This is a genomic window from Marinibacterium profundimaris, assembly GCF_002210095.1.
GTDB classification, from domain to species: Bacteria; Pseudomonadota; Alphaproteobacteria; order Rhodobacterales; family Rhodobacteraceae; genus Marinibacterium; species Marinibacterium profundimaris.
This window is the reverse complement of the sequence record NZ_AQQR01000003.1, coordinates 622,157-648,188: the sequence shown is the minus strand read 5'-3', so window position 1 is coordinate 648,188 and position 26,032 is coordinate 622,157. Positions and strand designations below refer to the sequence as shown.

Sequence of the window (26,032 nt, the reverse complement as noted above, 5' to 3'; positions counted from 1 at the left end):
CCCCGATCCGTCCGATGACCGCAGACACGCCCGCCCGTTCCGGCAACCTCAAGCGCAAGATGAAATCCGCCGCCCGGCTTTATGCCGTGCAGGCCCTGTTCCAGATGGAGAAATCGGAACAATCCACCCGCCAGGTGGTGAAGGAGTTCCTCGATTACCGCTTCGGCGCGACCTACGACGGCGACGAATTCCTGGAAGGCGATGTCGCGCTTTTCGAGAAGACGATCGGGGATGCGGTCAATTACCAGGCGACGATCGACCAGATGACCGACCGCGCGCTGGTGGCCAAGTGGCCCATCGCGCGGATCGACCCGACCCTGCGCGGCCTGTTCCGCGCCGCGGGCGCCGAGATGACTCAGTCGGACACGCCGCCCAAGGTGGTGATCAGCGAATATGTCGACATCGCCCGCGCCTTCTTTCCCGAGGGCAAGGAGGCGAGTTTCGTCAATGCCGTGCTGGATCACATGGCGCGCGAGGCCAGGCCCGAGGCGTTCTGAGCGCCGGTTCTGGGTGCGCCGGTCGGTGTCGCGGTGACGCTGCGATTGGGCGGGCCTGCGACTCGCCGCGCTGCCGCATTGCGCCGGGCACGGCGCGCCGGACCCCCTGAGCCCTGACGGTTTTTCCGGCACGTGCCGTTTCTTTGACACTCCGGCCCGGCGACGGTCCGTCCCGAATCGCGGCGTTTTGCCATGATAGCGGTATATGGCCACGGGGAAGCGGGAAGGGCTGGACCCTTTGCTCAGACATGCTACCTTCGAGATGTAAGAGGGGAAACGCTCATGCCTGATCTTCTGAAACTCTACCTGCGCCAGTGCCTTATCGGCTTCGGGATCGCCGCGGTTTTCGTGGCCCTGCTGCTGGGCTTCAACGTCGTCAACCTGCGGGGGCTGATCCTTGGCTCTGACGTGGGACTGCTGGCCGCCTTCCTGCTGTGGTTCTTCAACGGCATCGTCTTCGCGGGCGTGCAGTTCGGCATCTACGTGATGTCGATGGCCGAGTCGGACGACACCGGCGGCGGCCGGGGTTACGGCGTGGTCGATTACGTGCCGGTCCGCGTGCCGGCCGAGCGCGATCGCAACCCGCTGCAACGGAACCTGCGCCAGCGGCGCTAACGCGGTCTTCGGCCCGGGCCGGGACACTGCAGAGAAAGACAGGCGGGATGCCCGGGCCAATGGCTGCGGGCATCTTTTTCGTTTTGGGGACAGGATGCAGCGTCTGATCGTCACCGGCGCCAACGGTGCGGGCAAGAGCCATGTCCCCGCCCGCCTGAGCTTCCGGAGGGCAACCGCGACTGGCCGGGACAGCAATACCGGTTCGCGCTTCGGAGCCTGAGCAACGGGCCAGGCTTTCGCCGCAGCAGTGTTGACGCGTTGGATGCTGACGCGGTGGAGGGGGCAGGGCCCGTGACCCTGTGGCACGCCGGGCGGTGCACCAGGTGGACGCCGCCGTTGCGGCCTGGGGCCGGGCAGCGTGATCCGGCCCCCCCTGTCAAACGCGGGGAACATGCCAAAAGAGGGGAATATGCGACGGGGGACCACCACAAACGTGCGGTATTCTCATTCCCGAGGACCTGTATATACAGGTGGGCGCCAGGTAACTAGACCAGGGCCTAGACAGAGCCAGCTCCCTCGGAATTGCTTAAGGCCACCGGAATGCACCCGTCCACAGGAAGGGCAGACCCCGTCGCCGGATGAACCTATGTGTCCGGAGGGGGCGCGACAACCCCTCCTTTGCGGTTGATTTCGTTCCCGGTTCGTTCATATCCTGTCCTCATGGATATGAACCCTGTTCCACAGCTTATGCCAGGCCAGCTTCTGGCGCGCGGTGTCAGCCGCCACCTGGCCGGTCTGGGCCTTGTCACGGTCGAGGAATTCGTGCCCGTGCGGGGGCTGCGCGTGGATGTGCTGGCGCTTGGCCCGAAGGGCGAAATCTGGATCGTCGAATGCAAATCCTCACGCGCGGATTACATGAGCGACGGCAAGTGGCATGGGTATCTGGAGTGGTGCGACCGGTTCTTCTGGGCGGTCGATACCGAGTTCCCGACCGATCTGCTGCCCACCGACACGGGGCTGATCATCGCCGACGCCTATGATGCCGAGGTGATCCGCATGGGCCCCGAGGACAAGCTGGCGCCGGCGCGGCGCAAGGTGATGATCCAGAAATTCGCCACCCACGCGGCCCGGCGCCTGCAGGCGCTGCGGGACCCCGAGATGGTCCTGGGATAAGCGCGGGCCGGGACAGGGGACAAGGGGCCGGGCGGGTCGGTCTGTTGGCAGCCCCCTTGCCGGCGTCGTGCCCTGTCAGCGCTTCACGCTCTCCGCGGCATTGGCGGCGGCCATGATCTCTTCGGCGATCTCGCGGGCCTCGTCGGGTTCGAAATCCATCGGAACCTCAAGCCCCTTCGCCTCGATGAAGAGCCGCACCATGCCCTTGTCGGTCGGACCGATCTGCAGGTTGGCCTCGATATCGCTTTCCGTGTTGATGCCCATGCTGGCCTCCGTCGATGACGGGTCTGGCTAGCGGCATCGCGCTTGAAAAGCAAGCGGGCTTGGGCTTCGCTGACGCCATGGATGCGCCTGTGATCAGAGAGTTCCGCGCCGGGGACGCACCGTGGCTGGTAGAGCGGCACCAGACGCTTTACGCGCGCGACGAGGGGTTCGACGACAGTTTCGGGCCGCTGGTGGCCGCGATCCTTGACGCCTTCATCGCCGGGCACGATCCGGCATGCGAACGGGGCTGGATCGCCGAGGCCGGGGACCGGCGTCTTGGCAGCATCTTCTGCGTTCGGCTGGATGACAGGACCGCCAAGCTGCGGCTGTTCCTGCTGGAGCCCGAGGCGCGGGGGCAGGGGCTGGGCAAGCGGCTGCTGGCGACCTGCATGGGCTTCGCGCGCGGGGCGGGCTATGGCGGGATGCAGCTTTGGACCCATGAAAGCCACCGCGCGGCCTGTGCGCTCTACCGCGCCACGGGGTGGGAGCTGACCGAGAGCAAGCCGGTGACGAGCTTCGGCGTGCAGCTGGTGGAACAGAGCTGGCGGATCTCTCTCTGATCGGGTTGGAATCGGGTTGCAAAGGGGGGCGGCCTTGGGTACATGAGCCGCCAGTGCCGCCTTAGCTCAGTTGGTTAGAGCGCTGGATTGTGGATCCAGAGGTCCCCCGTTCAAGCCGGGGAGGCGGTACCAAAAAATTCCTTGAAATCGGTGCTTTGCGTGTGCGGGCCTTTGGACCTGTGTTTGGGCCGGCTGCTTGCGGCAACTGCCTTGAACGCCCGGCAGTTGGAGCCGGCCTGAACAAGGCGCGCGCTGAAAACGGCCGTAGAGATGCAGGCAAAGGCGGGCTGGTCCTGCCTGATGGGCGCGCAGATTTGCGATCAAAGATATAAAGTCGGCAATTGCAGACGTCCGAAAATCCGTCTTGAGTCCTCCGATGCGGCGGAGGTCGGTCCCACCGGTATCGTCCGGATCGGGCTTGTCTTCTTTGCCGTTCCTGTCCAGGTCGAGAAGAATGCGGATCGGAGTTCCGGCCTTTTGAACGATCGGCCGGTCGAGCGTAATCGCCACGCCCTCGCACACCCCTGATCCGGGGTCTCCATGGCGCCGCCCAACCCGCGTTCCTTGCGAAAAGGGTCCTCCAACAGGCATCCTTGGGGTGATTCGACGAGGGAGGTTCGCCATGAAGACCGCACCCCGCACGCATCCCAACGTGCCCGGCGTCGATCAATCCGACCGATTGGTCCCGCGCAATCTGCGCCAATCCGGGCCCACGCCCGTGCAGATGCTTATCTCGACACGCGTGCGCAAATCGCCGTTCTGGCATCTGTCGGTCGAGGCCGGCTGCTGGCGCGCGACAGTCTACAACCGGATGTATCACCCCCGCGGCTACGTGAAGCCGGAGGATGGCGGCGCGATGGCCGAGTATGACGCGCTGGTCAACCGCGTGACGCTCTGGAACGTGGCGGTCGAGCGCCAGATCCGGGTCCGCGGCCCCGAGGCCGAAGCCTTCGTGAACCGCGTCATCACGCGCGATGCGACCGAGATCGCGCCCATGCGGGGCAAATACGCGATCCTCTGCAACGAGAAGGGCGGGATCGTGAACGACCCGGTGCTGCTGAGGCTGGCCGAGGACGAGTTCTGGTTCTCGCTGTCGGACAGCGATGTCCTGTTGTGGCTGCAGGGCGTGAACGTGGGCCTCGGCCTCGATGTCGATATCGCCGAACTGGACGTGGCCCCGCTTCAGATCCAGGGCCCCCTGTCCGAGGAGTTCATGGCCGAGCTTTTCGGCGATGCGATCCACGATCTGCCCTATTACGGGCTGATGGAGGCGGAGCTGGCGGGATGTCCCGTCGTGGTCAGCCAAACCGGATTCTCGGGGGAAAAGGGCTACGAGGTCTTTGTCCGGGACGCCTCGCTCAACGCCGAGTTGGTCTGGTACGAGATCCGGAGCCTGGGCGCGCGCTTTGGGCTGCGGGTGATCGCGCCGGCGCATCACCGGCGCATCGCCGCCGGCATCCTGTCGTGGGGGCAGGACATGGATATCGAAACGTCGCCCCTGCAGCTGAACCTTGCATACCAGGTGCCCCGCAAGAAGCAGTCCGACTACATCGGCCGTGCCGCGCTTGAGGCGCAACGGGCCGCGATCGACGAGGGTCGGTCGCCCTTTCGGCTCAAGCTTGTCGGCCTGGCCATGGGGGGGAAGCCGATCACCGACTATGCCCCTGATTTCTGGCTGATCAGCACGCCTGATGGCGCGCGTGTCGGTTACATCACGTCGCCCTGGTGGTCGCCGGAGCTTGGGCACAACATTGCCCTCGGGTATGTCCCCTGGGAGATGAGCGGGCCTGAAACCGCGTTTCGTGTCGAATTGCCGGAGGCCTATGCCGAAAGGACCGGCCAACCGGTCGACGCGGAGGTCGTGGAGGTCCCGTTCCGCCCGTCGAAAACGCCGAGCGCGCGCGAACGTGCCCATGCCGCCGGCCGCGACTGGGCCTCCTGACAGGTGGATGCACCGCGGGTTCCGCACCGGCGGACGCCCTTCTGCAGAGGCTGTTCGAGGCCGGCAGCGCCGCCCCGCAGCGACCGTCATCATGCGCTGCTTCAAACGGTCGATCGCCTCGCTTTCCTGGCCGGGAACGGCTTCTTCGGTACCATGGGCGCAGGCCGGTCGTGCGTGGTTTTCGGAGTGCCTGCCGACCTGCCGCGACTGCTTTTCGCGGCCGCCACGGACATCAGTCAGGCAGGTGTCTAAGATCCTAAATTCACAAGGAGACTTCCCCGCCTGTCGACCACACGCGTGCATGAATTGGTCCGACGTGCTATCCTGACGCTGGTCAGGGAGGAAAGACAATGGCTGAATGGCACATCGAGGGCGACTACATGGAGACCTGCAACTGCGATTTCCTGTGCCCTTGCATCACGTCAAATCTGACGGCGGTCCCGACAGAAGGCGATTGCAAGGCGGCGATCGCGATGAAAATCACCAAGGGCGAAAAGGACGGGGTTTCGCTGGACGGCCTGAGTTTCATCGTCCTTTTGCATGCGCCCGGCGCAATGGCTGACGGGAACATCAAGGTCGGTCTGATCGTGGATGAGAAGGCCAGCGATGAACAGACGGCCGCGATCGGTGACATCGCGACAGGGGCGGCCGGTGGTCCGATGGAGGCTTTGGGACCGCTTGTCGGCGAAGTGGCCGGTATGGAGAAACGCCCAATCCATTTTGTGTCCGACGGCAACAGGATATCCGTGTCGGCCGGCGACATGGTCGACCAGCAGATCGAGGTGATCACCAGCGCTCTTCCGGACGGCGGCCCTGTCAGGATCGAAAACGTTCCCCACCCGGTCAGCACGAGCCTTGCCCTCGCCAAGGCGTTGAACAGCCGTTTCAATGCGTTCGGGATTGACTGGGACGATGCCACCGGTTCCAGGAACGGGCACTTCGCCCCGTTTGCCTGGTCTGCTTGAACGGGCCGGGCATGAACGGGCGTGGCGCACGCGCGAATGATGGAGGCCCTTTCGAACGTACGCTAAAGCGGGACCGTTTCATCACCATGGCCGGGCTTGTCACCGTGGTGATGATCGCGGCGGCCTATACCGTCACCGGGATAGGTATGCCGATGTCCGCCATCGAGATGACCAGTATGGTGGTCAGGATGCCGGACATGATGATGGCATCGGTCGCGTGGACGCCGCGCTACGGGGTGCTGGTCTTCATGATGTGGTGGGTCATGATGGTCGCAATGATGGTCCCCAGCGCCGCGCCGACGATCCTGTTCTACACGACACTCGTGCGAAAGAATAACAAGGTTGACCACCCCTTTGCCGCCGCTTCGGTGTTTCTGTTCGGGTATTTGATGGTCTGGGGTGGTTTCAGCCTCGCCGCAACGGTCCTGCAATGGGGGCTGGTGTCGCTCGGTCAGGTAAACGCCATGATGGAGTTCTCGCAAGCATCGATGGCGGCGGCGGTTCTTGTCGGTGCGGGCCTCTATCAGGTCTCGCCGCTCAAGCAGGCCTGCCTGCGGCATTGCCAGCATCCATTCCTGTTCTTCCTTCACAACTGGAAGCCGGGACTCCTTGGTGCGCTTCGCATGGGGATGCAGAATGGGGTGGTCTGCCTGGGCTGTTGCTGGGCCTTGATGGTGCTGCTTTTTGTCGGAGGAGTCATGAACCTGCTCTGGATTGCGGCGCTTGCCCTCTTCGTGGGGCTGGAGAAGCTTGCCCTGGGTCTGCCGTGGCTGACGAAACTTTCATCGGCTGTCCTGATTTCCGGAGGACTGGCCCTGGTTGTCGCCTTATGGGGGGACGCGTAGCTGAGTGGAGAACTGGGTGGACCTAAGCTATTGATCACGGCCGTGACTATCAGGTTCGCTTAATGAGCAAACTGGCTATTGCCGCGCGCATTCGCCCGATGCCGGGCCGTTTCGGCGTAAACCGCTGTCGTTGTTTTGGGCCGACCGCAGCGAACGGACAAAGGGGTCCGCACCACCTGCGAACTGCACCATCAGGTCGAACCGTCGATCAACACCGGGACAAGCTGGTCCTGGAGCAATCGCAGGGCTCGCATATCGGCAAGTGGATGGGGCAGCGGCTGCCGGGGCCGGGATCAAAGATCGTCGCGGGCACGGATGCGGTCGATAATCGTCGAGGTGCAAAGACCGCCCCGGTAGGGCAGTCTCAGCATGATGCCCATCTCTGTCGGAACGCGGTAAAATTCGTCCCAGCCGGTGCCTGAATAGACGACCAGCCCGATGTCGTGGGCTTTCAGGAACGCTTCTGTCAAAGCCGCTCCGTTGGCGGTTGGGCATACGACGACCTCATCGGCCAGGCCTGACGCCCGCAGCGTTTCCATGCGTTCCTCGAGCGTCAGGATCGGAACCCGCTTGTAGGCCGCAGCGTCGGCATCCGGTGTGACGCCCACAATCAGGCGATCACCCATGCTTCGGACCTGCCGGAGCATCGCCATGTGATTGGCATGCAGCAGATCGAAGACGCCTTCGGTGAAAACCGTCAGCACGTCAGGCTCAGGCGAAGCCGCGTCCGATGTCCGATGGCCGGAACGGGCCAGTGCCTGCGACGGGATCGCCCGAGCCGGAGCCCCCGTCGCTCGACGTTGCGCCGCCATCTGTGGCTCCGCCACCCTCCGAAGAGCCGGCGCCGTCCCCTGTTCCGCCATCGCTCGAAGATCCGGCAGCGCCGTCCCCGGGTCCGCCGTCGTGACCGTTGCCGGGGTTCCTGTCGGTATCGACACCACGCCCGCCCTCTCCGGGCTCGGCCGGGCGGCGGTCAGGTCCCTGACCCTGTGCGCCAGGCGTTTCAGGCCGACCGCCGTTGCCCGCCGCATGCGCAGTCGTGGCCGACGTGAGCGTGGCGATCATTGGAACAGCATAAAGCGCGCCACCGGCCAGAACCGATGCCAGAAGCGTCCGCCGCTTCGGGTCGAGATCAGAACCATCAGCCATCGAAGTCCTCCCCATACGTCCAGTTCACGTGAACGCATCACGAAAGATGCATGTTTTGCAGACCCTAGCACACAACTTTAAAGATGGTAGATTTTTCCCATGAGCGTATATCTTTATACCGACAATCCCGAACGGATTGACCACTACGGGCGTCCATCGAAATGGTTCATGGACTACCCTTCGGAGTATCTCGATTCCCTGGTCCAGGAGCTGAAATCGGTTGAACTGATGTTCCAGGTCGAGTTCGGCCTGCAGTTGTTCCTGACCTGGGGCACGCTTCTGGGGGCCATCCGCGAGGGCGACCTTATTCCGCACGATTTCGATATCGATGTGGCCTATGTCAGCCGGGCACGTTCGGCCGCGGGGGTCACCCGCGAACGGAAACGAATCTTCGATCACTTTGCCGGCTTCGACCGGATCATGCCGGGGCACTCTCCGGGCCGCTTCATGCTGCGTGCGGTCCGGTCTCCAAGCGGCCGTTTCGACCATGGGATCGAGGTTTTCACCGGCTTCGTGACGGGCGCGCGTTTTTTCGGTTATCCGACGCTTCCGGGAACCCTTCCTTCGCGCGCGATCCGACCCTTCCGTCAGGCAACGCTGCGGGGCGTGCCCTTTGCGGTGCCGCGCCAGGCCGAACGGATGCTTGAGCAATGCATTGGCGCCGACTGGCGGATTCCCCGGCTGCCAAAGGACCATACCGATCCGGCGGGCCGGTACGCCTGTTTCGTTTTTCTTTATCCGCCTCGCTGAAGCAGCCCCTTGTCCGCCAGAAGATCGAGAGCGCGGGTGATGTCCTCGGTCGGAGGCTCGGAGAGGAGGAAGATGCGTGCGATCTCTGCGGCGATGGCGTCAGCATCGCGGCTGCCGTCTGCCAGCAGCCACACGGCAGCCGCGGTTTGGTTCAGGTAATGGATCGCCCCGTCGCCGCCTGCGATTTTTGCGCCCTGAGCGGCCGGAACCAAAGTAAGGCTCATGTCTGCCAGAGGGATGGTGCCATTCTTCATCTCTGTCCTCCTGCCGTGCGCAGACACAGTCTATACCCCGGACCCACCAGGAGAAGCCCCTACATGAGGATGGCAGCAGGTCGGCCGCATGGGCCTGTTGCGACCCCGTCGCCGGGAGGGCGGAGAGCGGGCCGAGCGCTCCACCAGACCGTGCCGGGCCACATCTGCGGATCCGCAAAAGGTGACGTCGCGGTCCCGGCTTTAGCATGCTGCCCTGTGGCGGCAGCACCCTACAAGGTCTTCAGATATTCGATGAGGGCCTGCACGGACGCATCGTCGAGGTCGTCGCTATAGCTGTGGCCGGTATTGGCGTAGCCCCGAAGCGTGGTGTCGTAGATCAGGCGCCGGGCGTCCGGGTCTGTCTCTTCTTCCTGACCGGTGTCGAGCACCTCGTGCGCCCAGCCCATGACTTCGGGATCATAGCGGCGCGGGTCGGTCCGGTGCCGCCAGAACGTCGGGCGGAGGCTGCTGGACAACAGCGCCGCCATGTTGGGGACCGACCCGTTGTGCAGATAGGGCGCCGTCGCCCAGACGCCGTCCAGCGGCGGGGCGATGTATCCCGGCGCCGGAGCGGCGCTTTGGTCATCGCCATAGGGGGACCGCGCGACCCAGTCGTAGAAGCGGTCGCGCGACCCGTCGGTCTGTTCGACCGCATAGGTCGGGTCGGTGCCGACCTCCTCGTAGGGGATGACGAGGTTGGGGTATGTCTCGTCCTCGCCATAGGTGCCATGGCAGGCGGCGCAGTCGCGCTGGAAGATCTCTGCCCCGCGCGCGGCCAGCGTCTCGTCAACGGGATAGGGGTAGTCCGGCGCGTCGAGCGACGTGATATAGGCGCGGATGTCCTCGGCATAGCCGGCGATCGCCTCGGCCTCTTCGGGGCTTTCGATGCAGAGCATCGAGGCCAGAAGCATGAACCGCGCATGATCGCCGCGCCCGATCGTGGTGTAGAACATGGCGTTCTTCTTCCGCATCCCCCACCAGGGCGGCACGCTGATCGGAATCGGATCCTCGGGCGGCGGTGCGATCAGCGGCTCTTGCGACCAGGCCAGCGTTTCGGGATCAAGATGCGCCATCAGCGCCCAGGTCAGGTTCGGCGCCGGGTTCACCCCGACCGTCCTGGTCTGCACATAAGGCCCGATGCCCTCGACCCGGTCGGCCCAGTGCTGCCAGGCGGCGGTCTCGGGCGCGCCGCGCACGTAATTGGCCGCCTGAAGCGCCAGGCGCCTCGGGTCCCGTGTGAAATCCGCGAATTCGTTGCCCAGGCCCACGATGACCTCGTCGCCGATCCGGTTGGCGTGGCAAATCAGGCAATTGCCCGAGACGATCTCGACCCCGTCGGCGTTGACATGGGCGGTCGAGGCATAGGGCAATTCGGCATTCCGGCCCGTCCGCCCCGGAACCGAAAGCCCGGGATCCGGATTGAGACGGCTGTAGGCCGACCAGGGGATCCCGCAGGACACGTAAGGTTCGTTGACAAGCGCGTCGTAGCCTTTTTCCGGATCGCCCGCCGCCTGTTCCGACCGTGCCACGGCGCCGGTCGGCGAGCGGTGGCGCGCGGCGTCACCCTCGGTCTCGGCTTCGTCCCGGCAGCCCGCCAGCAGAAGCGGCGCGGCGGCGACGATCAGACACAGTGGCCGCAAGAGGGGGGCATCGAACGCCCGGATCATGGTGCACTCCCGTCGGTCATCTGCAAGGTTCCCATGCCCGCCACCTGAACGCCGTCGTGGCGGCCGGAGACGGTGACGGCCCCGATCCAACCGGGAAGCGCGAAGCCGGGGTCCTGGTTCTCGATCATGGGCGCGACCGTCAGATCAAGCCCCGGCCCGGTCAGCTGCCAGGCCACCGGATAGGTCGCGGAGCCGTCCTGCGTTGTCCAGGACGCGGTCGCGGTCATGTCGATCGCCCCGGGCCCGTCGGGCGGCAGGGGCAGGGCCTCTCCGTCCGGGAACACCGCCAGGCCCTCAACCGTGGCCAATCCGCGCCCGTCGCTGCGCTGCGTGCGCAACAGCGTCAGATCGGTCCCGTCGTCGAGATGAAGGATCAGCCGCTGGTTCGACAGCGGGCCGCCGGGCAGGGGCAGGTCCCCCCAAAGCCGGTCCAGCCAGGCGACACCGTGGACACGGCGTTCCGCCTCTGCCTTGCCGATGGTCCCCTGGACGTTCAGCCTGGGGATCACGAATCCGCGGACGGGCGCGCCGTCGTCGCCGGCCATCGCCACCGGGGCCTTGGCGGGCGACAGGTGCAGCCGGACAGGAAGGCCATTGGCGCTTGCCGACAGGGTCAGGCCCTCTTGCGCGGAAGCGCCGCCATAGTCGATCTGCCAGTCGTCGAGCCACAGCTTGCGCGACGGGCTATCCGCTCCGGCGGCACCGGCCCCGCGGCTGAACCGTTCCTCGGCCTCAAGTGCTGCGGCGCCGTCTTCCGCCAGGCTCAGATGGCCTCTGTAAAGCGTTCGCAGCGCCCAGGGAGAGGCCTGCGAGCCGGGCGCCTGTGCCCTCAGCCCAAGCCGGACAAGCCCGAAGGTCATGCCGATCCGGGTGCCGGCCTCGTCTTCGAGATGCAGGGCCATCATCCACGTGTCCCCGCGCATCGCCTCATGCGCGCCGTAGTCCCGCGGCAAGGACACGCTCCAGGGGCCGGAGGGCCGCGCGAAGGGCTCGTCTTCGAAAGCGGCCAGCAGGTCCTGCAGGTCGGCCGCGCCGAACATGTCGTCCTCCTGCGCGCCCTGGCTCGGGCCCGGCTGCAGGAAAACCGCCAGGGCAAGACAGGCGATGGCAGCCGGAATTGCGAACATCGCGGCGCGGAAAGGGGTGAAGCGTGGGATGCGGCGGGTCATCCCTGAAACCTACCAGCCCACCGCGCGCGCGCCCATAGCGGTGTCCTTGGACGCCTGTTCCGCGGAGACGGGCGGCGCGGCTTGCGCGACGGCGCCGGGCGGGGCGCCGATGTCGGGCCAACAGACTGTAAAAGTTGGTGAATTGCGGGTCTTTCCGGGCCTTGGCGCCTGGTTCGCAACGCAGAGACGGGACGAAACCGGCATTCACTATGCCGCGATCCGGAGGGCCGGCCACGAGGCGGGGGCAAGGCCGGGTGCCACGGGAGTCGCCCGCGACGGCAAAGGTCGTCCGGGCCGCTGGCCGGAGGGGGTGAGGACCGTCGCCGCGTCGGAGTGCACGAAAATTCAGCACGTGCCTTCAGCGGCGGAGGGGGCGCCGGTGCCGGGCGCCAGTTGCCATCCGGCGCGGCAGAGCGCGTGTATCGCTCGTTTGGGTGGTGCGAAAATCAACGTCTTCACAAAGGGTTATCGGACTCCGAAAACGGACGCCGGCCATCGGGCGCCCGTACCCGTCGCCGCCGATGTATAATCTAAGACTATTATTATAGTCATAATATAATCTATTGTTCTATTGCCTCGCTCCCTCCCGGCGGCTTTGTGAACGGCACAGCCCGCGTCGACGACGCCACGAAACACCTCAATATCGCCAACCCAACTCGGAGCATCCCATGATCCCCAAGCACGTACTTCTGTCCGCCAGCCTGGCGGTTCTTGCCCTTCCCGGACACGCCGACGGCTACAAGGTCGCGCTTGACGGCACCTTTGCGCCGCATGCGATGCCCAGCATGTCCGGCGGCGTCGAAGGCTTCAACGTCGACCTGGCCGCCGCCATCGGAGAGGCGCTCGGCACCGACATGGAGGTCATCGCCGCGCAGTTCTCGGGCCTGATCCCCGCGCTGCAGGCCGGCACCTACGATTTCCTCGTGGCCCCCACAACCGTGACCGAGGAACGCGCCGCGAACCTGCTGTTCACCGAAGGCTTCATGGACACCAACTTTGCCTTTACCGTGCCGGCCGGATCCGATCCGATGGACGGGCTGGAGGCCTTCGAAGGCAAGACCATCGCCGTCAACAAGGGCTCGGTCTATGAAAGCTTCCTGAACGACCGCGCCGAGGAATTCGGCTGGGAGGTCGTGGCCTATGGCACCAACACCGACGCGGTCGAGGCCGTGGCCACGGGCCGCGCGGATGCCAACCTGGCCGGCGCGACCGTCTCGGCCTGGGCGGCAAAGAAGAACCCGCGCATCGACCTGAGCTATGAATACCCCACCGGCCTGGTCTGGGCCTTCCCGTTCCGCAAGGACGACACCGAGACCCGCGACAAGATCGACGCGGTGCTGGAATGCCTGAAGAGCAACGGCACCATGGCCGCCCTGTCCGAAGAATGGTTCGGCGTCACCCCGGCCGAGGGCACGACGATCGTCACGCCCACGCCGGGCTACGGCACGCCCGGATTCGACGGCTATGACGACACCGCTCACGACATGAGCTGCGAATTCTGATCCACGCAACCCTCGGGCGGGGCGCCTGACGTCCCGCCCGCCACCCCGAGAGCTTTCCCATGTCCGCAGCGCCGCACGCCGCACCCGGCACCCATCGCCCAAATTCCAGGGTCCACGACCGCCCGATGCTGGAAATCAACAAGCTGGAAAAGCAGTTCGGGGATGTCCGGGTGCTGACCTCGATCGACCTGAACGTCGAGGCGGGAGAGCTGGTTTTTGTCATCGGCCCGTCCGGGTCGGGCAAATCCACGATGCTGCGCTGCTGCAACCGGCTGGAAGAGCCGACCTCGGGTTCCATCCTGCTGGACGGTGAACACGTCACCGCCTGCCACGGCCGTGCGCTGGACCGGATGCGGCTGAAGATCGGCATGGTGTTCCAGGGCTTCCACCTCTACCCGCACAAATCCGTGCTGGCCAACGTGATGCTGGCGCAGGTCAAGGCGCTGAAACGCGACAAGGCCGTGGCACAGGCCCGCGCCATGGAGATGCTGGACACCGTGGGGCTGGCGCACAAGGCCGATGCCATGCCCGGCGAACTCTCGGGCGGTCAGCAGCAGCGCGTTGCCATCGCGCGGGCGCTGGCGCTGGATCCCAAGGTGATGCTTTTCGATGAACCCACCTCGGCGCTGGATCCGGAACTGGTCGGTTCGGTGCTGAAGGTCATGAAGCAGCTGCGCGAGCAGGGCATGACCATGGTCGTTGTCAGCCACGAGATGGAATTCGCCCGCGAGGCCGCCGATCGGGTGGTCTTTATGGATGGCGGTGTCGTGGTGGAATCCGGCCCGCCCGAGCAGATCTTCGGCAATCCCAGTTCCGAGCGGCTGCGGGCCTTCCTGTCGCGCCTGCGCAAGGGCGGGGAATAAGGACTGGGCATGAGGTTCCTCGACACCTTCTTTGACGGCGCGGTCATGGCGAAATACCTGCCGGACCTGCTGTCGGCCATCGTCACGACGCTTTGGCTGAGCGGGCTGATCGTGGTCGGCGGCCTTGCCCTTGGGCTGGCGCTGGCCTGCCTGCGCACGCTGGGGCGCTGGTACCTGACCATGCCCATCGTGGTCTTTGCCGACCTGGGCCGCGCGCTGCCGCCTCTGGTGGTGATCCTGATCTTCTATTTCGGCCTGCCGGGGCTGGGCATCAGCCTGTCGGGGCCTCTGGTCCTGATCCTCGTGCTGGGCGGCGTGCTGGCCGCCTTCGCCGAGGAGATCTTCTGGGCCGGTCTGACCGCCGTGCCCAAGGGGCAATGGGAAGCCGGCCGCGCCACGGGGCTCAGCTTTGCGCGGACGCTGTTCGATATCGCGCTGCCGCAGGCGGTGCGCATGGGCATCCCGCCGCTGGTCAACCGGGCGCTGGCGATCACCAAGATGACGGCCCTGGGGTCGGTCATCGGGGTCAAGGAGATCCTCGCCGTGTCGTCTTCGGCGCAGAGCTTTTCGGGCTCCGCCACGCCGCTGACCATGGCCGCGCTGGCCTACCTGGCGATCTTCCTGCCGGTCGTGATCCTGTCGCGCGGTCTTGAAAAACGCTATTCCTGGGCGGTGTGACGATGGCCAATTTCATCGACCTCTTCTTCAATCTCGACATCATGGCCCAGGCCTGGCCGCTGCTGTTCAAGGGTCTGATCGTCACGCTGAAACTTTGCGCTGTCGTGATCGGGCTGGGGCTGTGCGGCGGGCTTGTGCTGGCGCTTGCCGCGCTGTCGCCGCGGCGCTGGCTGAAATGGCCGGCGGTGGCCTTCATCGACCTCTTTCGCGCGCTGCCGCCGCTGGTCCTGCTGGTGTTCGTCTATTCCGGACTGCCCTTCGCCGGGCTGGAGCTGAGCCCGTTCTTCGCCGTGGTCATCGCCTTCTTCCTCAACAACTCCTCTTACTTCGCCGAGGTCTTCCGCGCCGGCATCCAGTCGGTCCCGAAGGGCCAGACCGAGGCCGCCCGCGCCACCGGGCTGAGCCAGGCGCAGTGCCTGGCCAACGTGATCCTGCCGCAGGCGGTGCGCAACGTGCTGCCGGACCTGCTGTCGAATACCGTCGAGGTCGTGAAGCTGACGTCGCTGGCCTCGGTCGTGTCCCTGTCCGAGCTGCTCTATTCCGCGAACATGGCGCGCTCGGTCACCTACAATTCCTCGCCGCTCATCATGGCCGCACTGATCTACGTCGCGATCCTGTGGCCCCTCGTGCGGCTGATCTCGCGCTATCAGCGCGGGCTGGCGATACATTGAACGATACTGAAAGGAAGATCGCATGACCAAACTCGTTATCGGCGGCGCGCAGATCGGCGGCATCCAGAAGGCCGAGACCCGCGAAGAGGTCGTCGCCCGGATGCTGAAGCTCATGGACGAGGCGCATGAAAAGGGCGTGCAGTTCCTGGCCTATCCGGAAATGACGCTGACCACCTTCTTCCCGCGCTTCTACGTCGAGGACCGGGCCGAGTTCGACCATTGGTTCGAAACCGAGATGCCCAACGCGGCGGTGCAGCCGCTGTTCGACCGGGCGAAGGACTATGGCATGGGCTTCACCTTCGGCTATTGCGAGCTGACGCCCGAGGGCGAGCATTTCAACACCTCGATCATCGTCTCCCCCGAGGGCGAGATCGTGCTGAAGTACCGCAAGACGCATCTGCCCGGCCATGCCGAGTATGAGCCGGAGCGGACGCATCAGCACCTGGAAAAGCGCTATTTCCTGCCCGGCGACACCGGGTTCGGCGTGGTGCGCAACCAGGGCGCCATCATGGGCATGTCGATCTGCAACGACCGCCGCTGGCCGGAAAGCTGGCGCGTGATGGGGCTGCAGGGCGTGCAGCTGGTGGCTCTGGGCTACAATACGCCGTCGCAGAACAACCTGTCGGCCGAAGAGGGCATGGAACGGCGGATCTATCACCACGAGCTGTCGGTCTGCGCCGGGGCCTACCAGAATTCGACCTACGCCGTGGCGGTGGCCAAGGGCGGGATGGAAGACGGCAACCACATGTTCGCGGGTTCGATCATCGTCGACCCGGACGGGTTCGTGGTGGCCCGGGCCGAGACAGAGGGCGACGAGCTGATCGTGCACGAGGCCGATCTGGCCAAATGCGATTTCGGCAAGTCGACCGTCTTCAATTTCGACGCGCACCGGCGCATCGAGCATTACGGGCTGATCGCCAGCCAGACGGGCGTGAAACTGCCGGACTGAACATGACGCACGGGGCAGGGGGCCTGCCCCGTCACGAGGGCCTGCCACGGGCAGGGTGGAAGGAGCACGAGAGATGCAATTCGACACGGTGATCCACGGCGGCACGATCGCCACGGCCGATTACGTGGCCAGGGGCGACATCGGCATCAGGGACGGGCGGATCGCAGCCCTGGCCGAAACCCTGACAGGCGGCGACAGGCGCATCGACGCGGGCGGGCGGATCGTCATGCCCGGCGGGATCGAGGCCCATGCCCATATCGCGCAGGAAAGCTCTTCGGGGGTGATGAGCGCGGACGATTACCTGTCGGGGTCGGTCTCGGCCGCGTTCGGGGGCAATTCGTCGTTCATTCCCTTCGCGGCGCAGCACCGGGGCCAGTCGGTCGACGATGTGATCGCGACCTATGATGCCCGCGCCGCGCGCTCGGTCATCGACTATTCCTACCACCTGATCATCTCCGACCCGGCGCCGGAGGTCCTGGAGGATCAGCTGCCCCGCGCCTTTGAGCGCGGCATCACCAGCTTCAAGGTCTTCATGACCTATGACCTGATGAACCTGGGCGATGGGGGCATGCTGGATATCCTGACGGTGGCGCGCGAACACGGCGCCATCACCATGGTCCATGCCGAGAACAACGACATGGTCAAGTGGATGAACCGCAAGCTGGCCGACAAGGGCCTGACCGCGCCGAAATACCATGCGATCTCGCGCCCCGAACTGGCCGAGGAAGAGGCGATCAACCGCGCCATCCAGCTGGCCAAGCTTGTCGATGCGCCGCTCTTCATCGTGCATGTCTCGACCATCGGCGGGGCCGAGATCGTGCGGCGCGAGAAGTTCAACGGCGCCAAGCTCTTTGCCGAGACCTGCCCGCAATACCTGGCGCTGACCCGCGAAGATCTGGACCGGCCCGGTGTCGAGGGGGCCAAGTACATCTGCTCGCCACCGCTGCGCGATCACGCCACGCAGGATGCGCTGTGGCACCATATCGGGCAGGGCACGTTCGAAAGCGTGAGTTCGGACCACGCGCCCTACCGGTTCGACGAGACGGGCAAGTTCCTCAACGGACGCGACGCGCCCTATCCGAAGATCGCCAACGGCATGCCCGGGATCGCCGCGCGGCTGCCCTATCTCTTCTCCGAAGGGGTGGCGAAGGGGCGGATCACGCTGGAGCAATTCGTGGCGCTGTCCTCGACCAATGCGGCCAAGACTTTCGGCTGCGACCGCAAGGGCCTCATCGCGCCCGGCACGGATGCCGATATCGCGATTTGGGACCCAGAGGCGCGCGTGACCGTGACCGCCGCCGACCAGCACGACAACATGGATTACACGCCCTTCGAAGGCATGGAGCTGACCGGCAAGCCCGAGATCGTGATGACCCGCGGCGCGGTGATCGTCGAGAACGGCGAGCTGAAGGCTCAGGAAGGCCAGGGCCGGTTCGTTGCCCGCCAGCCCGTCGACCTGCGCGGCAAGCCGGGCTTTACCGCGAAAGAGCTGGACCCGGCGCAGAACTTCGGCGCGGAGCTGCGCTGATGGCCGGCAAGATCCTGATCATCAACCCCAATTCCTCGGCGGCCGTGACCCAGGGCATCCGCGACGCGATCGCGCATCTGGCACCGCCGTCGGGGCCTGCCTTCGAGGTCACCGACCTGCCCGAGAGCCCGGCCACCATCATGTCCGGCGAGGACGTGGCCGTGGCCGCGCTGGGCTTCGCCAATGCCGTCCGGGCCCGCCCGGATGCTGCGGCCTATGTCTCGGCCTGTTTCTCCGATCCGGGTGTGGACATCTCGCGCCCGCTGGTGCCCGCCCCGGTGATCGGCATCCAGGAGGCCGGCATGCTGACCGCGATGGCGGTGGCGGACCGGTTCGGCATCATCGCGCTGTCGCCGATGTCGGTGGCGCGGCATCGGGTCAGGATCAGGGCCATGGGCGTCGAAAGCCGCCTGGCCGGAGAGCTGGCGCTGCCCGGCGTCTCGGCCGAAGCCTCGGGCCGCGATCCGGCGGTCTACGACCGCTGCGTCAGCCTGGGCCGTGAGCTGGGCGAGATGGGCGCGGGCGCGGTGGTTCTGGGCTGTGCCGGCATGGCGCCGGTCCGGGCGCGGCTGGAACAGGAAATCGGCATCAAGGTGATCGACCCGGTGCAGGCCGCGGCGGCCATGGCGCTGGGTCTTGCCGGGGCGGGCAGGTGACGGCCGAGGCCGGGCTGCCGGACGTCTCGCTCCGGCTGCTCGAAATCTTTGCCGCGATGATGCGCTGCGCCACCACGGTCGAAGCGGCGGAGCAGCTGCGCATCTCGCAGCCCGCCGTGTCGGCGGGGTTGCGGCAGCTGGAAAGCCAGCTTGGCCTGACCCTGTTCGAACGCACCGGGCGGCGGCTGCAGCCCACGGCCGAGGCGCGCGCGCTTTACGAAGAGATCCGCCCGATCTTCAGCCTGATGCGGGGATTTTCCCAGCGGGCGCGGGACATGCAGCTGGGTATGGCCGGCCGGCTCAAGGTGATCGCCACCCCGCCGCTGGGCTATTCCGTTGCCCCCGTGGCGCTGCGCCGCTTTCTCGAGGACCGACCCGACGTGTCGGTCGCCTTTGACGTGCGGCGGCTGGAGCAGGTGAAGGACGCGGTCCAGAGCGGACACGCCGACATCGGTCTGGCGCTGGATCACGACCGCCACGCGACGCTTAACAGCGACGTGCTGCACCGCGCCCACATGGTGGCGCTGGTGCCGCGGGGCAGCCCGCTGGCCGCGCGGCCCAACCTGACGGCGCTGGACCTGCAGGATCAGCCGCTGGTCGGGCTGGAGCGGGATTCGAACATGGGGCAGCTGGTGCGCAAGGCCTATGAACAGGTCGGCGCCCGCCATGTGCCGCGGATCGAGGTGCGCTATTGCGCCACCGCCACCGCGCTTGCGGCGCAGCACCTGGGCGTCACCGTGGTCGATCCCTATTCTGCCTCCACCCATGCCACCGATGCGCTGGTGTGCAAGCCGTTTCTGCCCGCCTGCGAGGTCAAGGCGGTGATGTACACACGGCGCGGCGTGCCGCATTCGGGCCTGCTGCACAGCTTCATGGCCGACCTGCGCGCGGCCTTCGCCGACAGCGATCTTCTCATCGCCGAGCCCCAGACCGCATAGGGGCCGCACCCTGCCGCCGGGCCGGCGCACCGAATACCAAAGGAGCCAAAGACATGACACTGACCGCGGACGCGAAAGGCGTCTACGTGATTTCCGTCACCCCCTTCACCGACAGTGGCGAGATCGATTTCGACAGCCTCGACCGTGTGGTGGATTTCTATTTCGACAAGGGCGCCGACGGGCTGACGATCCTGGGCATGATGGGCGAGGCGCCCAAGCTGACCCAGGCCGAAAGCCGCGCCGTGGCCGACCGCGTGATCCGTCGCGCCGGGGGCAAGCCCGTCGTGGTCGGCGTCTCGGCCCCCGGGCTGGCTGCGATCGGAGAGCTGGGCCGCGCGGTCATGGACATGGGCGCGGCCGGCTGCATGGTCACGACGCCCGGCAGCCTGAAGACCGATCCGCAGATCCACGGCTATTTCGCGCAGGTCGCGCGGACCCTTGGCGACGACGTGCCGATCGTGCTGCAGGATTTCCCGCTGTCGACCGGCGTTCACATCTCGGACGAGGTGCTGGGCCGGATCATCGACGAGGTCCCGCAGGTGGTGATGCTCAAGCACGAGGACTGGCCGGGCCTGGCCAAGATCACCCGCCTGCGTGCCGCCGAGGCCGAGGGCCGGCGCCGGATCTCGGTCCTTTGCGGCAATGGCGGGGTTTTCCTGCCAGAAGAGATCGCCCGGGGCGCCGATGGCGCGATGACGGGCTTCGGCTTTCCCGAGATGCTGGCCGACGTGGTGCGGCTGGCTGCGGCCGGCGACATGGACCGCGCGCAGGATATCTTCGATGCCTACCTGCCGCTGGTGCGCTATGAACAGCAGCCGGGCGCGGGGCTTGCGGTGCGCAAATACGTGCTGGCCAAGCGCGGGGCCATCGGCTCGGCGGCGCTGCGCGCGCCTGGTGCGGGGCTGGCCCGAGAGGCCATCGCCGAGGTCGAGCGTCTGCTCGCCCGGCAGGAGAAACGACTGAAGGAGCTGAACTGATGGATCTGGGACTGACGGGCAAGACCGCGCTGGTGCTGGGCGCGAGCCGTGGACTGGGCGCGGCAAGCGCCACGCTGCTGGCCGCCGAAGGCGCGCATTTGATCGCCGCCTCGCGCAGCGGAACGGCGCCGGCCGAGGGGATGGAAGGGCTGGCGCTGGACCTCTCCGATCCGGCCAGCGTCGACGCGCTGATCGCGCGGCTGGCCGACCAGCCGGTCGATATCCTGGTGAACAATTGCGGCGGTCCCGCCGCAGGCCCGGCCAGGGGGCAAAGCACCGCGGCCTGGGCGGCGGCGTTCGAGGCCATGGCCACGCCGATCTTCGCCATCACCGACGCCGCGCTGCCGGGCATGATCGACAAGGGCTGGGGCCGCGTGGTGACCATCGGCTCGTCCGGCATGGTTCAGCCGATCCCGAACCTGGCGCTGTCGAACGGCGTGCGCGGGGCGGTGGCCGGCTGGTCCAAGACGCTGGCCGAAGAGGTCGCGCCCCATGGCGTCACCGTCAACATCGTGATGCCGGGCCGCATCGCTACCGACCGTCTGGCGCAGCTGGACGGGATCAAGGCCGAAAAGACCGGCGCCTCGCTGGACGATGTGCAGGAGGCCAGCCGCAAGACGATCCCCGCCGGGCGCTATGGCAAGCCCGAGGAATTCGGCGCCATGGTCACCTTCCTGTGCTCGCAGCAGGCGGCCTATGTCACCGGCTCGATGCTGCGCGTGGACGGCGGCCTGATCCGGGGTCTGTAACCGGCACGACATCTTTCGCCGCGGCCGCGCCGCGAAAGACTGCCCGGGCGGCTTCGGTCACAGGGGCCGCCCGGGCGATTCGAGAGCTGCCGATCTGTCGCTTTCCGGGCCCGGGCTGGCCGCTCGTCTCCTCGCCCTGTTGCACCGGCCGGGATGAAACTGTTGCAATCGCAGCGCCTTCGCGCCCTCTGAGAACGGCATCGGGTGCGCGATCGAGCGACTGACGTGGGTGCATTTTTGCAATCGTATGCAAAAATTGCTTGCGTCCCCCCAGCGTCCCGTTTACCGAAGTTGCAGACGTATTCAGTCTTGCAGCAGAGGTGCCCCATGCCGCTTTCCCGAACGCCTTCGTCCCGGCTGAACGGACGCCGCGCGCGTGTTACGGGCGCGGCTTCGGGCACCGGGCTTGGCTGTGGCGTGGCCCTGGCCGGGGCCGGCGCCGATGGGACCTGCATGGCGCGGCCCTCTACCTTTTGTCGGGCGCCGCGCGGATGGTGACGGGCACATCGCTGATGGGGGATGGGGGCCGGACCGCCGCATGAGGCTGCCACTGATCTTCCTGCCCGGCATGATGTGCGACGCGCGGCTTTTCGCGCCGCAGATGGCCGCCCTGTCCGACCACGTGCCGGTCTGCGCCGACCTGTCGGCGGAGGACAACGTGCAGGCGATGGCCGCGCGGGTGTTGGACGATGCGCCGGAGCGGTTTGCCCTCGCGGGGCTGTCCATGGGCGGCATCGTCGCGATGGAGGTCCTGCGCCAGGCGCCGGACCGGGTCGCGCGGCTGGCGCTGATGGACACCAACCCGCTGGCCGAAACGCCCGAGGTCAAAGCGGGCCGCGCCGCGCAGATCGCCCGCGCCGGGGCCGGGGAACTGGCCGACATGATGCGCGACACCTTCATCCCCCGCTACCTCGTGGCGCCGAATGCGGCGATCGAACGGATCTGCGCCGAGATGGCCGACACACTGGGCCCGGATGCCTTCGCCCGACAGAGCCGCGCCCTGCGCGACCGGCCCGACCAGTGCGACACGCTGCGAGGCTACACCGGCCCGACCCTGATCCTGACCGGGGCGGAGGACCGGCTATGCCCGCGCGACCGGCACGAGCTGATGCACCGGCTCATGCCCCATGCCGCCTACACGGTGATCGAGGGCGCGGGGCACCTGCCCACGCTCGAACGTCCTGAGCCAACCACGGAGGCTTTGCGCCAATGGCTGACCTGACCGAAACCCTGGCGCTGCTGCGCAGCGTCGACAGCCCCACAGTTTGCGATGCGATCGAGGTGATTGACGGCAGGCGCGGCTTTGCGGCCTTCACGCGGGTCACGCCGGTCCCCAGCGACCCGCGCGGTGTCATCGTCGGGCAGGCGCGCACCGCGCGGATCTCGGCCGCGGCACCGCCCGCTGATGCACCCGAGGTCATCCGCGCCCGCCGCATGGACTATTACCGCCACATGGCCGAGGGGCAGGGGCCCCGCGTCGCGGTGGTCGAGGATATCGATCCGCAGCCCGTCGGCGCCTTCTGGGGAGAGCTGAACACCACCGTTCACAAGGGCTTCGGCCTGTCGGGCGCGCTGACCAACGGTGTCATGCGCGATATCGGCAACCTGGCCCCGGACTTCCCGGTGATCGCAGGGCACGTGGGGCCGTCGCACGCCTTTGTCCATGTCACCGAGATCGCGGTGCCGGTGACGGTCTTCGGCCTGAGTGTTGCGCCCGGCGACTGGGTCCATGCCGATTGCCACGGCGCGCTGGTGATCCCCGAGACCCACCTTGCCGAACTGCCCCGCGCCATCGCGCAGCTGCAGAGCACGGAGGCCATCGTGATGGAGGCCGCCCGCGCGCCGGATTTCGACTTTGCCCGGTTCGAAAACGCCTGGGCCGCTTTCGAGGCCGCCCGCACCTGACGCCCGGCCCCCGCAACGTTTCAACCCGAGAGGATATCATGTCCCGTCTTCCCCTTCCCGAAGGCCTGACCTTCGTCAAATCCCCGGCCCGAGATGCAGTGGCCGACAATGCGCCGGTCGAACAGCTGGTATCGGAGATCCTCGCCCGTGTCGGGGCCGAGGGCGATGCCGCCGTGCGCGACTATTCCGCGAAGTTCGACAAGGCCGAGCTCGACAGCTTCGAGGTCACGCCCGAGCAGCGCGAGGCCGCGCTGGCCAACCTTGATCCGCAGACCCGCGCGGACACGGAATTCGCCATCGCCAACGTGCGCGCTTTCGCCGAGGCGCAGCTGGGCTCGCTGTCCGAGGTCGAGGTCGAGGTGCGTCCCGGTGTCCACCTGGGCCACCGCAACATCCCGCTGGAGCGGGTGGGCTGCTACGTGCCGGGCGGGCGCTATCCGCTGCTGTCGGCGCCGATCATGACCATCGTGCCGGCCAAGGTCGCCGGCTGCGAAGAGGTCATCGCCTGCCTGCCGCCCAATGCGCACGAGGCGATGATCGCGGGCTGTCATCTGTCGGGTGCCGACCGGATCTTCCGCATCGGCGGCGCGCAGGCGATCGCCGCGATGGCGTTGGGCACCGAAACCGTGCCGGCCGTGGACAAGATTGTCGGCCCCGGCAATGCCTTCGTGAACGAGGCCAAGCGCCAGGTCTTCGGCCCGGTGGGGATCGACCAGCTGGCCGGCCCGTCCGAGATCTTTGTCCTTGCCGATCACACCGGCGATGCCGAGATGCTGGCGACCGATCTGCTGGCCCAGGCCGAGCATGACACGCGCACGCGGGTCGGCCTGATCACCACCGATGCGGCGCTGGCCGATGCCGTGCTGGCAGAAGTCGACGCGCAGCTGGCCACCCTGTCGACGGCGGAAACCGCCGGGCAGGCCTGGCGCGACTATGGCGAGATCGTCGTCTGCCCGGACGAGGCGACCATGATCGCCTATTCCGACATCGTCGCCGCCGAGCACCTGCAGGTGCATACCGAGGATGCCCACGGGCTGGGGCGCAAGCTGCGCCATTACGGCTCGCTCTTCATCGGGACGAATTCGTCGGTGGTCTATTCCGACAAGTGCTCGGGCACCAATCACACGCTGCCGACCATGGGCGCGGGGCGCTACACCGGCGGGCTGTGGGTGGGCACCTACATCAAGACGGTGACGCACCAGTGGCTGAGCGAGGAAGGCGTGAAGCAGGTGGCCCCGCCCGCCGCGCGGCAGGCCGCGTCCGAGACGCTGGAAGGCCACCGCCGGGCCGCGCAGCTGCGGCTGGACCGGATGCAGGTCGGGGCCTGAGGCCGGAAGACCTATGGGGCGCGCGCGCGGCAGACCGCGCGCGCGCCCCGGATCTTTCAGCGGGTCCCGAACGCCGGGGTCCCGAAATGCGGCCCGGCCTGTTCCAGCGCATGGGCCAGGCGGCAAAGCTGCGCCTCGCCATGGTGTGCCGCGACCAGCTGAGCGCCCAGCGGAAGGCCCCTGTCGGTCATCGCGCAGGGCACCGAAATCGCCGGATGCCCGCTCATGTTGAAGGGCAGGGTGCGCATGGCCGTCCAGACCGGCCCGTCCTCGAAATCCGAAAACCTTGGCGCGGGCGACAGCGTCGTCGGCGTCAGCAGCGCGGCACAATGTCCGAGCAGAGCGTCGACGCTGTCGCGAAAACCCCTTGCGACGGCGCGGGCGCGTGCGACATGGCCGGGCTCCAGCACCGCGCCGGTCACGAGGTTGCGGCGGGCGTCGACGCCGTAGCGTTCCCAGCGGTGGGCCAGTCTTTCGCGGTGCACCTCCCAGGCTTCGGCCTGCAGGATCACGGTGCCGGCCGCCTCCAGCGGGGCATAGTCCGGCAAGGCCACCAGCTTGATCCGGGCGCCCAGTTGCGACAGCAGCGCGGCGGTGTCGTCCATCGCGCGCACCACCTCTGGCGCGCAGGCGGGATCGTCGGCGAACCAGTCGCGCGCGTAGCCGATGTGCAGGCCGGCGATGTCCTGCTCAAGCGCGGCCGCGGCGCGGGTTTCCGGCGCCATCAGCTCCAGCGTCACGGCGGCATCCTCGACGCAGGCGGCCAGCGGGCCGATCACGTCGAGGCTGGGAGAGAGGGGGAAACACCCGTCCTCCGGCACCGCCCCGTGGGTGGGTTTCAGCCCGACGATGCCGCAATAGGCGGCCGGGGCGCGCACCGAACCGCCGGTATCCGTCCCAAGCGCCACGCGGAACAGCCCGCCTGCCACCGCCGCCGCCGATCCGGAGGAGGAGCCGCCGGTGATGTGGTCGGGGCTCCACGGGTTGCGCGCGGGCAGGTTGGGCTGGTCCCAGGCCGGGCCGGTGAGCGCGTATTCGTAAGTCGCAAGCTTCGCCATCGGCACCATGCCCGCCGCGCGCAGACGGGCGACCGCGGTGGCCTCGGGCCCGGCGCCTTCATGCGCATGAGAGCCGCAGCGCGTGGGCTGGCCATCGACGTCGAGGATGTCCTTCACGCCGAAGGGAACGCCCTGCATCGGCCCCTCGAGGGCCTCGACCTCGGCGAGGTGAACTACGCTGCGCAGCAGCTCGTCGCGGGCGGCGATCCGGTCCCGCGTGGCCTCTGCGAGGTCCCGCGCGGTGAGGGCTCCGGCGGCCATGGCGGCGGCCTGCTCCCTGATCGTGGTGTCAATCATCGCGCCGCCCGGGCAGCTGATTCGCCAGGTCGAGCAGCCTTTGCGCCGCCGGCCAGGCGGCCTTTGCCTCGGTTTCCGATACGGGAATCCCGGCGTCGCGCAGTCGCCTGCTAAAGTCTTCAGCTGTCATGTCGATCTTCCTC

Annotated in this window: 29 protein-coding genes and 1 tRNA gene; 22 read left to right on the top strand and 8 right to left on the bottom strand. The window is 66.9% G+C overall.

Features of this window, described 5'->3' with window-relative positions; translation table 11 throughout:
• The first annotated feature begins 14 nt into the window (after window positions 1–14).
• The 3 genes from nusB to ATO3_RS10995 all read left to right on the top strand — a co-directional run bounded on the left by nusB (window position 15) and on the right by ATO3_RS10995 (window position 2,225).
• A complete protein-coding gene (gene nusB, locus ATO3_RS11005; RefSeq protein ID WP_088649879.1) occupies window positions 15–497 on the top strand; it encodes a transcription antitermination factor NusB in 483 nt (160 codons plus the stop codon).
• 282 nt (window positions 498–779) lie between these two features.
• Complete coding sequence (locus ATO3_RS11000; protein ID WP_088649878.1) at window positions 780–1,112, top strand: hypothetical protein; 333 nt, start codon at window positions 780–782, stop codon at window positions 1,110–1,112.
• Between the two features lie 666 nt (window positions 1,113–1,778).
• A complete protein-coding gene (locus ATO3_RS10995; RefSeq protein ID WP_408630808.1) occupies window positions 1,779–2,225 on the top strand; it encodes an MmcB family DNA repair protein in 447 nt (148 codons plus the stop codon).
• A gap of 75 nt (window positions 2,226–2,300) precedes the next feature.
• Here the strand turns inward: ATO3_RS10995 and ATO3_RS10990 are convergent, their stop codons facing one another.
• Window positions 2,301–2,489: a DUF6324 family protein gene (locus ATO3_RS10990; protein WP_088649876.1), complete on the bottom strand. Its 189-nt coding sequence runs from the start codon at window positions 2,487–2,489 to the stop codon at window positions 2,301–2,303.
• 77 nt (window positions 2,490–2,566) lie between these two features.
• On the opposite strand from ATO3_RS10990, the gene ATO3_RS10985 reads away from it, so the two are divergent.
• The 5 genes from ATO3_RS10985 (at window position 2,567) to ATO3_RS10965 (ending at window position 6,801) form a co-directional block, all read left to right on the top strand.
• Window positions 2,567–3,049 (top strand): GNAT family N-acetyltransferase, encoded by a 483-nt coding sequence (locus ATO3_RS10985; RefSeq protein ID WP_088649925.1) that lies wholly within the window; start codon window positions 2,567–2,569, stop codon window positions 3,047–3,049.
• Between the two features lie 55 nt (window positions 3,050–3,104).
• Window positions 3,105–3,181: transfer RNA gene (locus ATO3_RS10980), tRNA-His, on the top strand.
• 490 nt (window positions 3,182–3,671) lie between these two features.
• Complete coding sequence (locus ATO3_RS10975; RefSeq protein WP_088649875.1) at window positions 3,672–4,991, top strand: glycine cleavage T C-terminal barrel domain-containing protein; 1,320 nt, start codon at window positions 3,672–3,674, stop codon at window positions 4,989–4,991.
• Between the two features lie 350 nt (window positions 4,992–5,341).
• Window positions 5,342–5,956, top strand: a complete 615-nt coding sequence (locus ATO3_RS10970; RefSeq protein WP_088649874.1) for a DUF1326 domain-containing protein — start codon at window positions 5,342–5,344, stop codon at window positions 5,954–5,956.
• Window positions 5,957–6,042: 86 nt separating this feature from the next.
• Window positions 6,043–6,801 carry a DUF2182 domain-containing protein gene (locus ATO3_RS10965; RefSeq protein ID WP_158217949.1) on the top strand — a complete coding sequence of 253 codons (759 nt, stop codon included), beginning with the start codon at window positions 6,043–6,045 and terminating at the stop codon, window positions 6,799–6,801.
• A 293-nt stretch (window positions 6,802–7,094) separates the two neighbouring features.
• Here the strand turns inward: ATO3_RS10965 and ATO3_RS28810 are convergent, their stop codons facing one another.
• Window positions 7,095–7,505: an adenylyltransferase/cytidyltransferase family protein gene (locus ATO3_RS28810; RefSeq protein ID WP_158217948.1), complete on the bottom strand. Its 411-nt coding sequence runs from the start codon at window positions 7,503–7,505 to the stop codon at window positions 7,095–7,097.
• 7 nt (window positions 7,506–7,512) lie between these two features.
• Window positions 7,513–7,950 (bottom strand): hypothetical protein, encoded by a 438-nt coding sequence (locus tag ATO3_RS28805; protein WP_158217947.1) that lies wholly within the window; start codon window positions 7,948–7,950, stop codon window positions 7,513–7,515.
• A 228-nt stretch (window positions 7,951–8,178) separates the two neighbouring features.
• On the opposite strand from ATO3_RS28805, the gene ATO3_RS10955 reads away from it, so the two are divergent.
• Entirely contained in the window at window positions 8,179–8,700 is a 522-nt protein-coding gene (locus ATO3_RS10955; RefSeq protein WP_158217946.1) for a LicD family protein, read from the top strand.
• Here ATO3_RS10955 and ATO3_RS10950 read toward each other — a convergent pair.
• From ATO3_RS10950 to ATO3_RS10940, 3 genes are all read right to left on the bottom strand, one after another.
• Window positions 8,685–8,954 carry a PqqD family peptide modification chaperone gene (locus ATO3_RS10950; RefSeq protein ID WP_088649871.1) on the bottom strand — a complete coding sequence of 90 codons (270 nt, stop codon included), beginning with the start codon at window positions 8,952–8,954 and terminating at the stop codon, window positions 8,685–8,687. The genes ATO3_RS10955 and ATO3_RS10950 overlap by 16 nt on opposite strands.
• Before the next feature lie 230 nt (window positions 8,955–9,184).
• Window positions 9,185–10,621, bottom strand: coding sequence for a c-type cytochrome (locus ATO3_RS10945; protein WP_088649870.1), 1,437 nt, complete (start codon window positions 10,619–10,621; stop codon window positions 9,185–9,187).
• Window positions 10,618–11,790 (bottom strand): lipocalin-like domain-containing protein, encoded by a 1,173-nt coding sequence (locus tag ATO3_RS10940; protein WP_143747261.1) that lies wholly within the window; start codon window positions 11,788–11,790, stop codon window positions 10,618–10,620. The genes ATO3_RS10945 and ATO3_RS10940 overlap by 4 nt, the downstream gene beginning before the upstream one ends.
• 668 nt (window positions 11,791–12,458) lie before the next feature.
• Between ATO3_RS10940 and ATO3_RS10930 the strand changes: the two genes are divergently transcribed.
• The 13 genes from ATO3_RS10930 to hisD all read left to right on the top strand — a co-directional run bounded on the left by ATO3_RS10930 (window position 12,459) and on the right by hisD (window position 24,534).
• Window positions 12,459–13,292, top strand: coding sequence for a transporter substrate-binding domain-containing protein (locus tag ATO3_RS10930; protein ID WP_088649867.1), 834 nt, complete (start codon window positions 12,459–12,461; stop codon window positions 13,290–13,292).
• 125 nt (window positions 13,293–13,417) lie between these two features.
• Complete coding sequence (locus tag ATO3_RS10925) at window positions 13,418–14,155, top strand: amino acid ABC transporter ATP-binding protein (RefSeq protein ID WP_088649866.1); 738 nt, start codon at window positions 13,418–13,420, stop codon at window positions 14,153–14,155.
• A gap of 9 nt (window positions 14,156–14,164) precedes the next feature.
• Complete coding sequence (locus ATO3_RS10920) at window positions 14,165–14,833, top strand: amino acid ABC transporter permease (RefSeq protein ID WP_088649865.1); 669 nt, start codon at window positions 14,165–14,167, stop codon at window positions 14,831–14,833.
• Between the two features lie 2 nt (window positions 14,834–14,835).
• Entirely contained in the window at window positions 14,836–15,504 is a 669-nt protein-coding gene (locus tag ATO3_RS10915; RefSeq protein WP_088649864.1) for an amino acid ABC transporter permease, read from the top strand.
• A 22-nt stretch (window positions 15,505–15,526) separates the two neighbouring features.
• Window positions 15,527–16,453 (top strand): N-carbamoyl-D-amino-acid hydrolase, encoded by a 927-nt coding sequence (locus ATO3_RS10910; RefSeq protein ID WP_088649863.1) that lies wholly within the window; start codon window positions 15,527–15,529, stop codon window positions 16,451–16,453.
• A gap of 73 nt (window positions 16,454–16,526) precedes the next feature.
• Complete coding sequence (gene hydA, locus ATO3_RS10905) at window positions 16,527–17,981, top strand: dihydropyrimidinase (protein WP_088649862.1); 1,455 nt, start codon at window positions 16,527–16,529, stop codon at window positions 17,979–17,981.
• Complete coding sequence (locus tag ATO3_RS10900) at window positions 17,981–18,637, top strand: aspartate/glutamate racemase family protein (RefSeq protein WP_088649861.1); 657 nt, start codon at window positions 17,981–17,983, stop codon at window positions 18,635–18,637. The genes hydA and ATO3_RS10900 overlap by 1 nt, the downstream gene beginning before the upstream one ends.
• Window positions 18,634–19,575: a LysR family transcriptional regulator gene (locus ATO3_RS10895; RefSeq protein ID WP_233152101.1), complete on the top strand. Its 942-nt coding sequence runs from the start codon at window positions 18,634–18,636 to the stop codon at window positions 19,573–19,575. The genes ATO3_RS10900 and ATO3_RS10895 overlap by 4 nt, the downstream gene beginning before the upstream one ends.
• A gap of 53 nt (window positions 19,576–19,628) precedes the next feature.
• Window positions 19,629–20,552: a dihydrodipicolinate synthase family protein gene (locus ATO3_RS10890; RefSeq protein ID WP_088649860.1), complete on the top strand. Its 924-nt coding sequence runs from the start codon at window positions 19,629–19,631 to the stop codon at window positions 20,550–20,552.
• Window positions 20,552–21,301, top strand: a complete 750-nt coding sequence (locus tag ATO3_RS10885; RefSeq protein ID WP_088649859.1) for an SDR family oxidoreductase — start codon at window positions 20,552–20,554, stop codon at window positions 21,299–21,301. The genes ATO3_RS10890 and ATO3_RS10885 overlap by 1 nt, the downstream gene beginning before the upstream one ends.
• Before the next feature lie 538 nt (window positions 21,302–21,839).
• The gene (locus ATO3_RS10880) at window positions 21,840–22,523 is read left to right on the top strand and encodes an alpha/beta fold hydrolase (RefSeq protein ID WP_088649858.1); all 684 of its coding nucleotides are present in this window, start codon (window positions 21,840–21,842) and stop codon (window positions 22,521–22,523) included.
• The gene (locus tag ATO3_RS10875) at window positions 22,511–23,206 is read left to right on the top strand and encodes an RraA family protein (protein ID WP_408630807.1); all 696 of its coding nucleotides are present in this window, start codon (window positions 22,511–22,513) and stop codon (window positions 23,204–23,206) included. Before ATO3_RS10880 ends, ATO3_RS10875 begins: the two co-directional genes overlap by 13 nt.
• A 38-nt stretch (window positions 23,207–23,244) precedes the next feature.
• Window positions 23,245–24,534 carry a histidinol dehydrogenase gene (hisD, locus tag ATO3_RS10870; RefSeq protein ID WP_088649857.1) on the top strand — a complete coding sequence of 430 codons (1,290 nt, stop codon included), beginning with the start codon at window positions 23,245–23,247 and terminating at the stop codon, window positions 24,532–24,534.
• A gap of 56 nt (window positions 24,535–24,590) precedes the next feature.
• Here the strand turns inward: hisD and ATO3_RS10865 are convergent, their stop codons facing one another.
• Complete coding sequence (locus tag ATO3_RS10865) at window positions 24,591–25,889, bottom strand: amidase (protein ID WP_088649856.1); 1,299 nt, start codon at window positions 25,887–25,889, stop codon at window positions 24,591–24,593.
• A complete protein-coding gene (locus ATO3_RS28800) occupies window positions 25,882–26,019 on the bottom strand; it encodes a hypothetical protein (RefSeq protein ID WP_158217945.1) in 138 nt (45 codons plus the stop codon). Before ATO3_RS28800 ends, ATO3_RS10865 begins: the two co-directional genes overlap by 8 nt.
• Window positions 26,020–26,032: the final 13 nt, after the last annotated feature.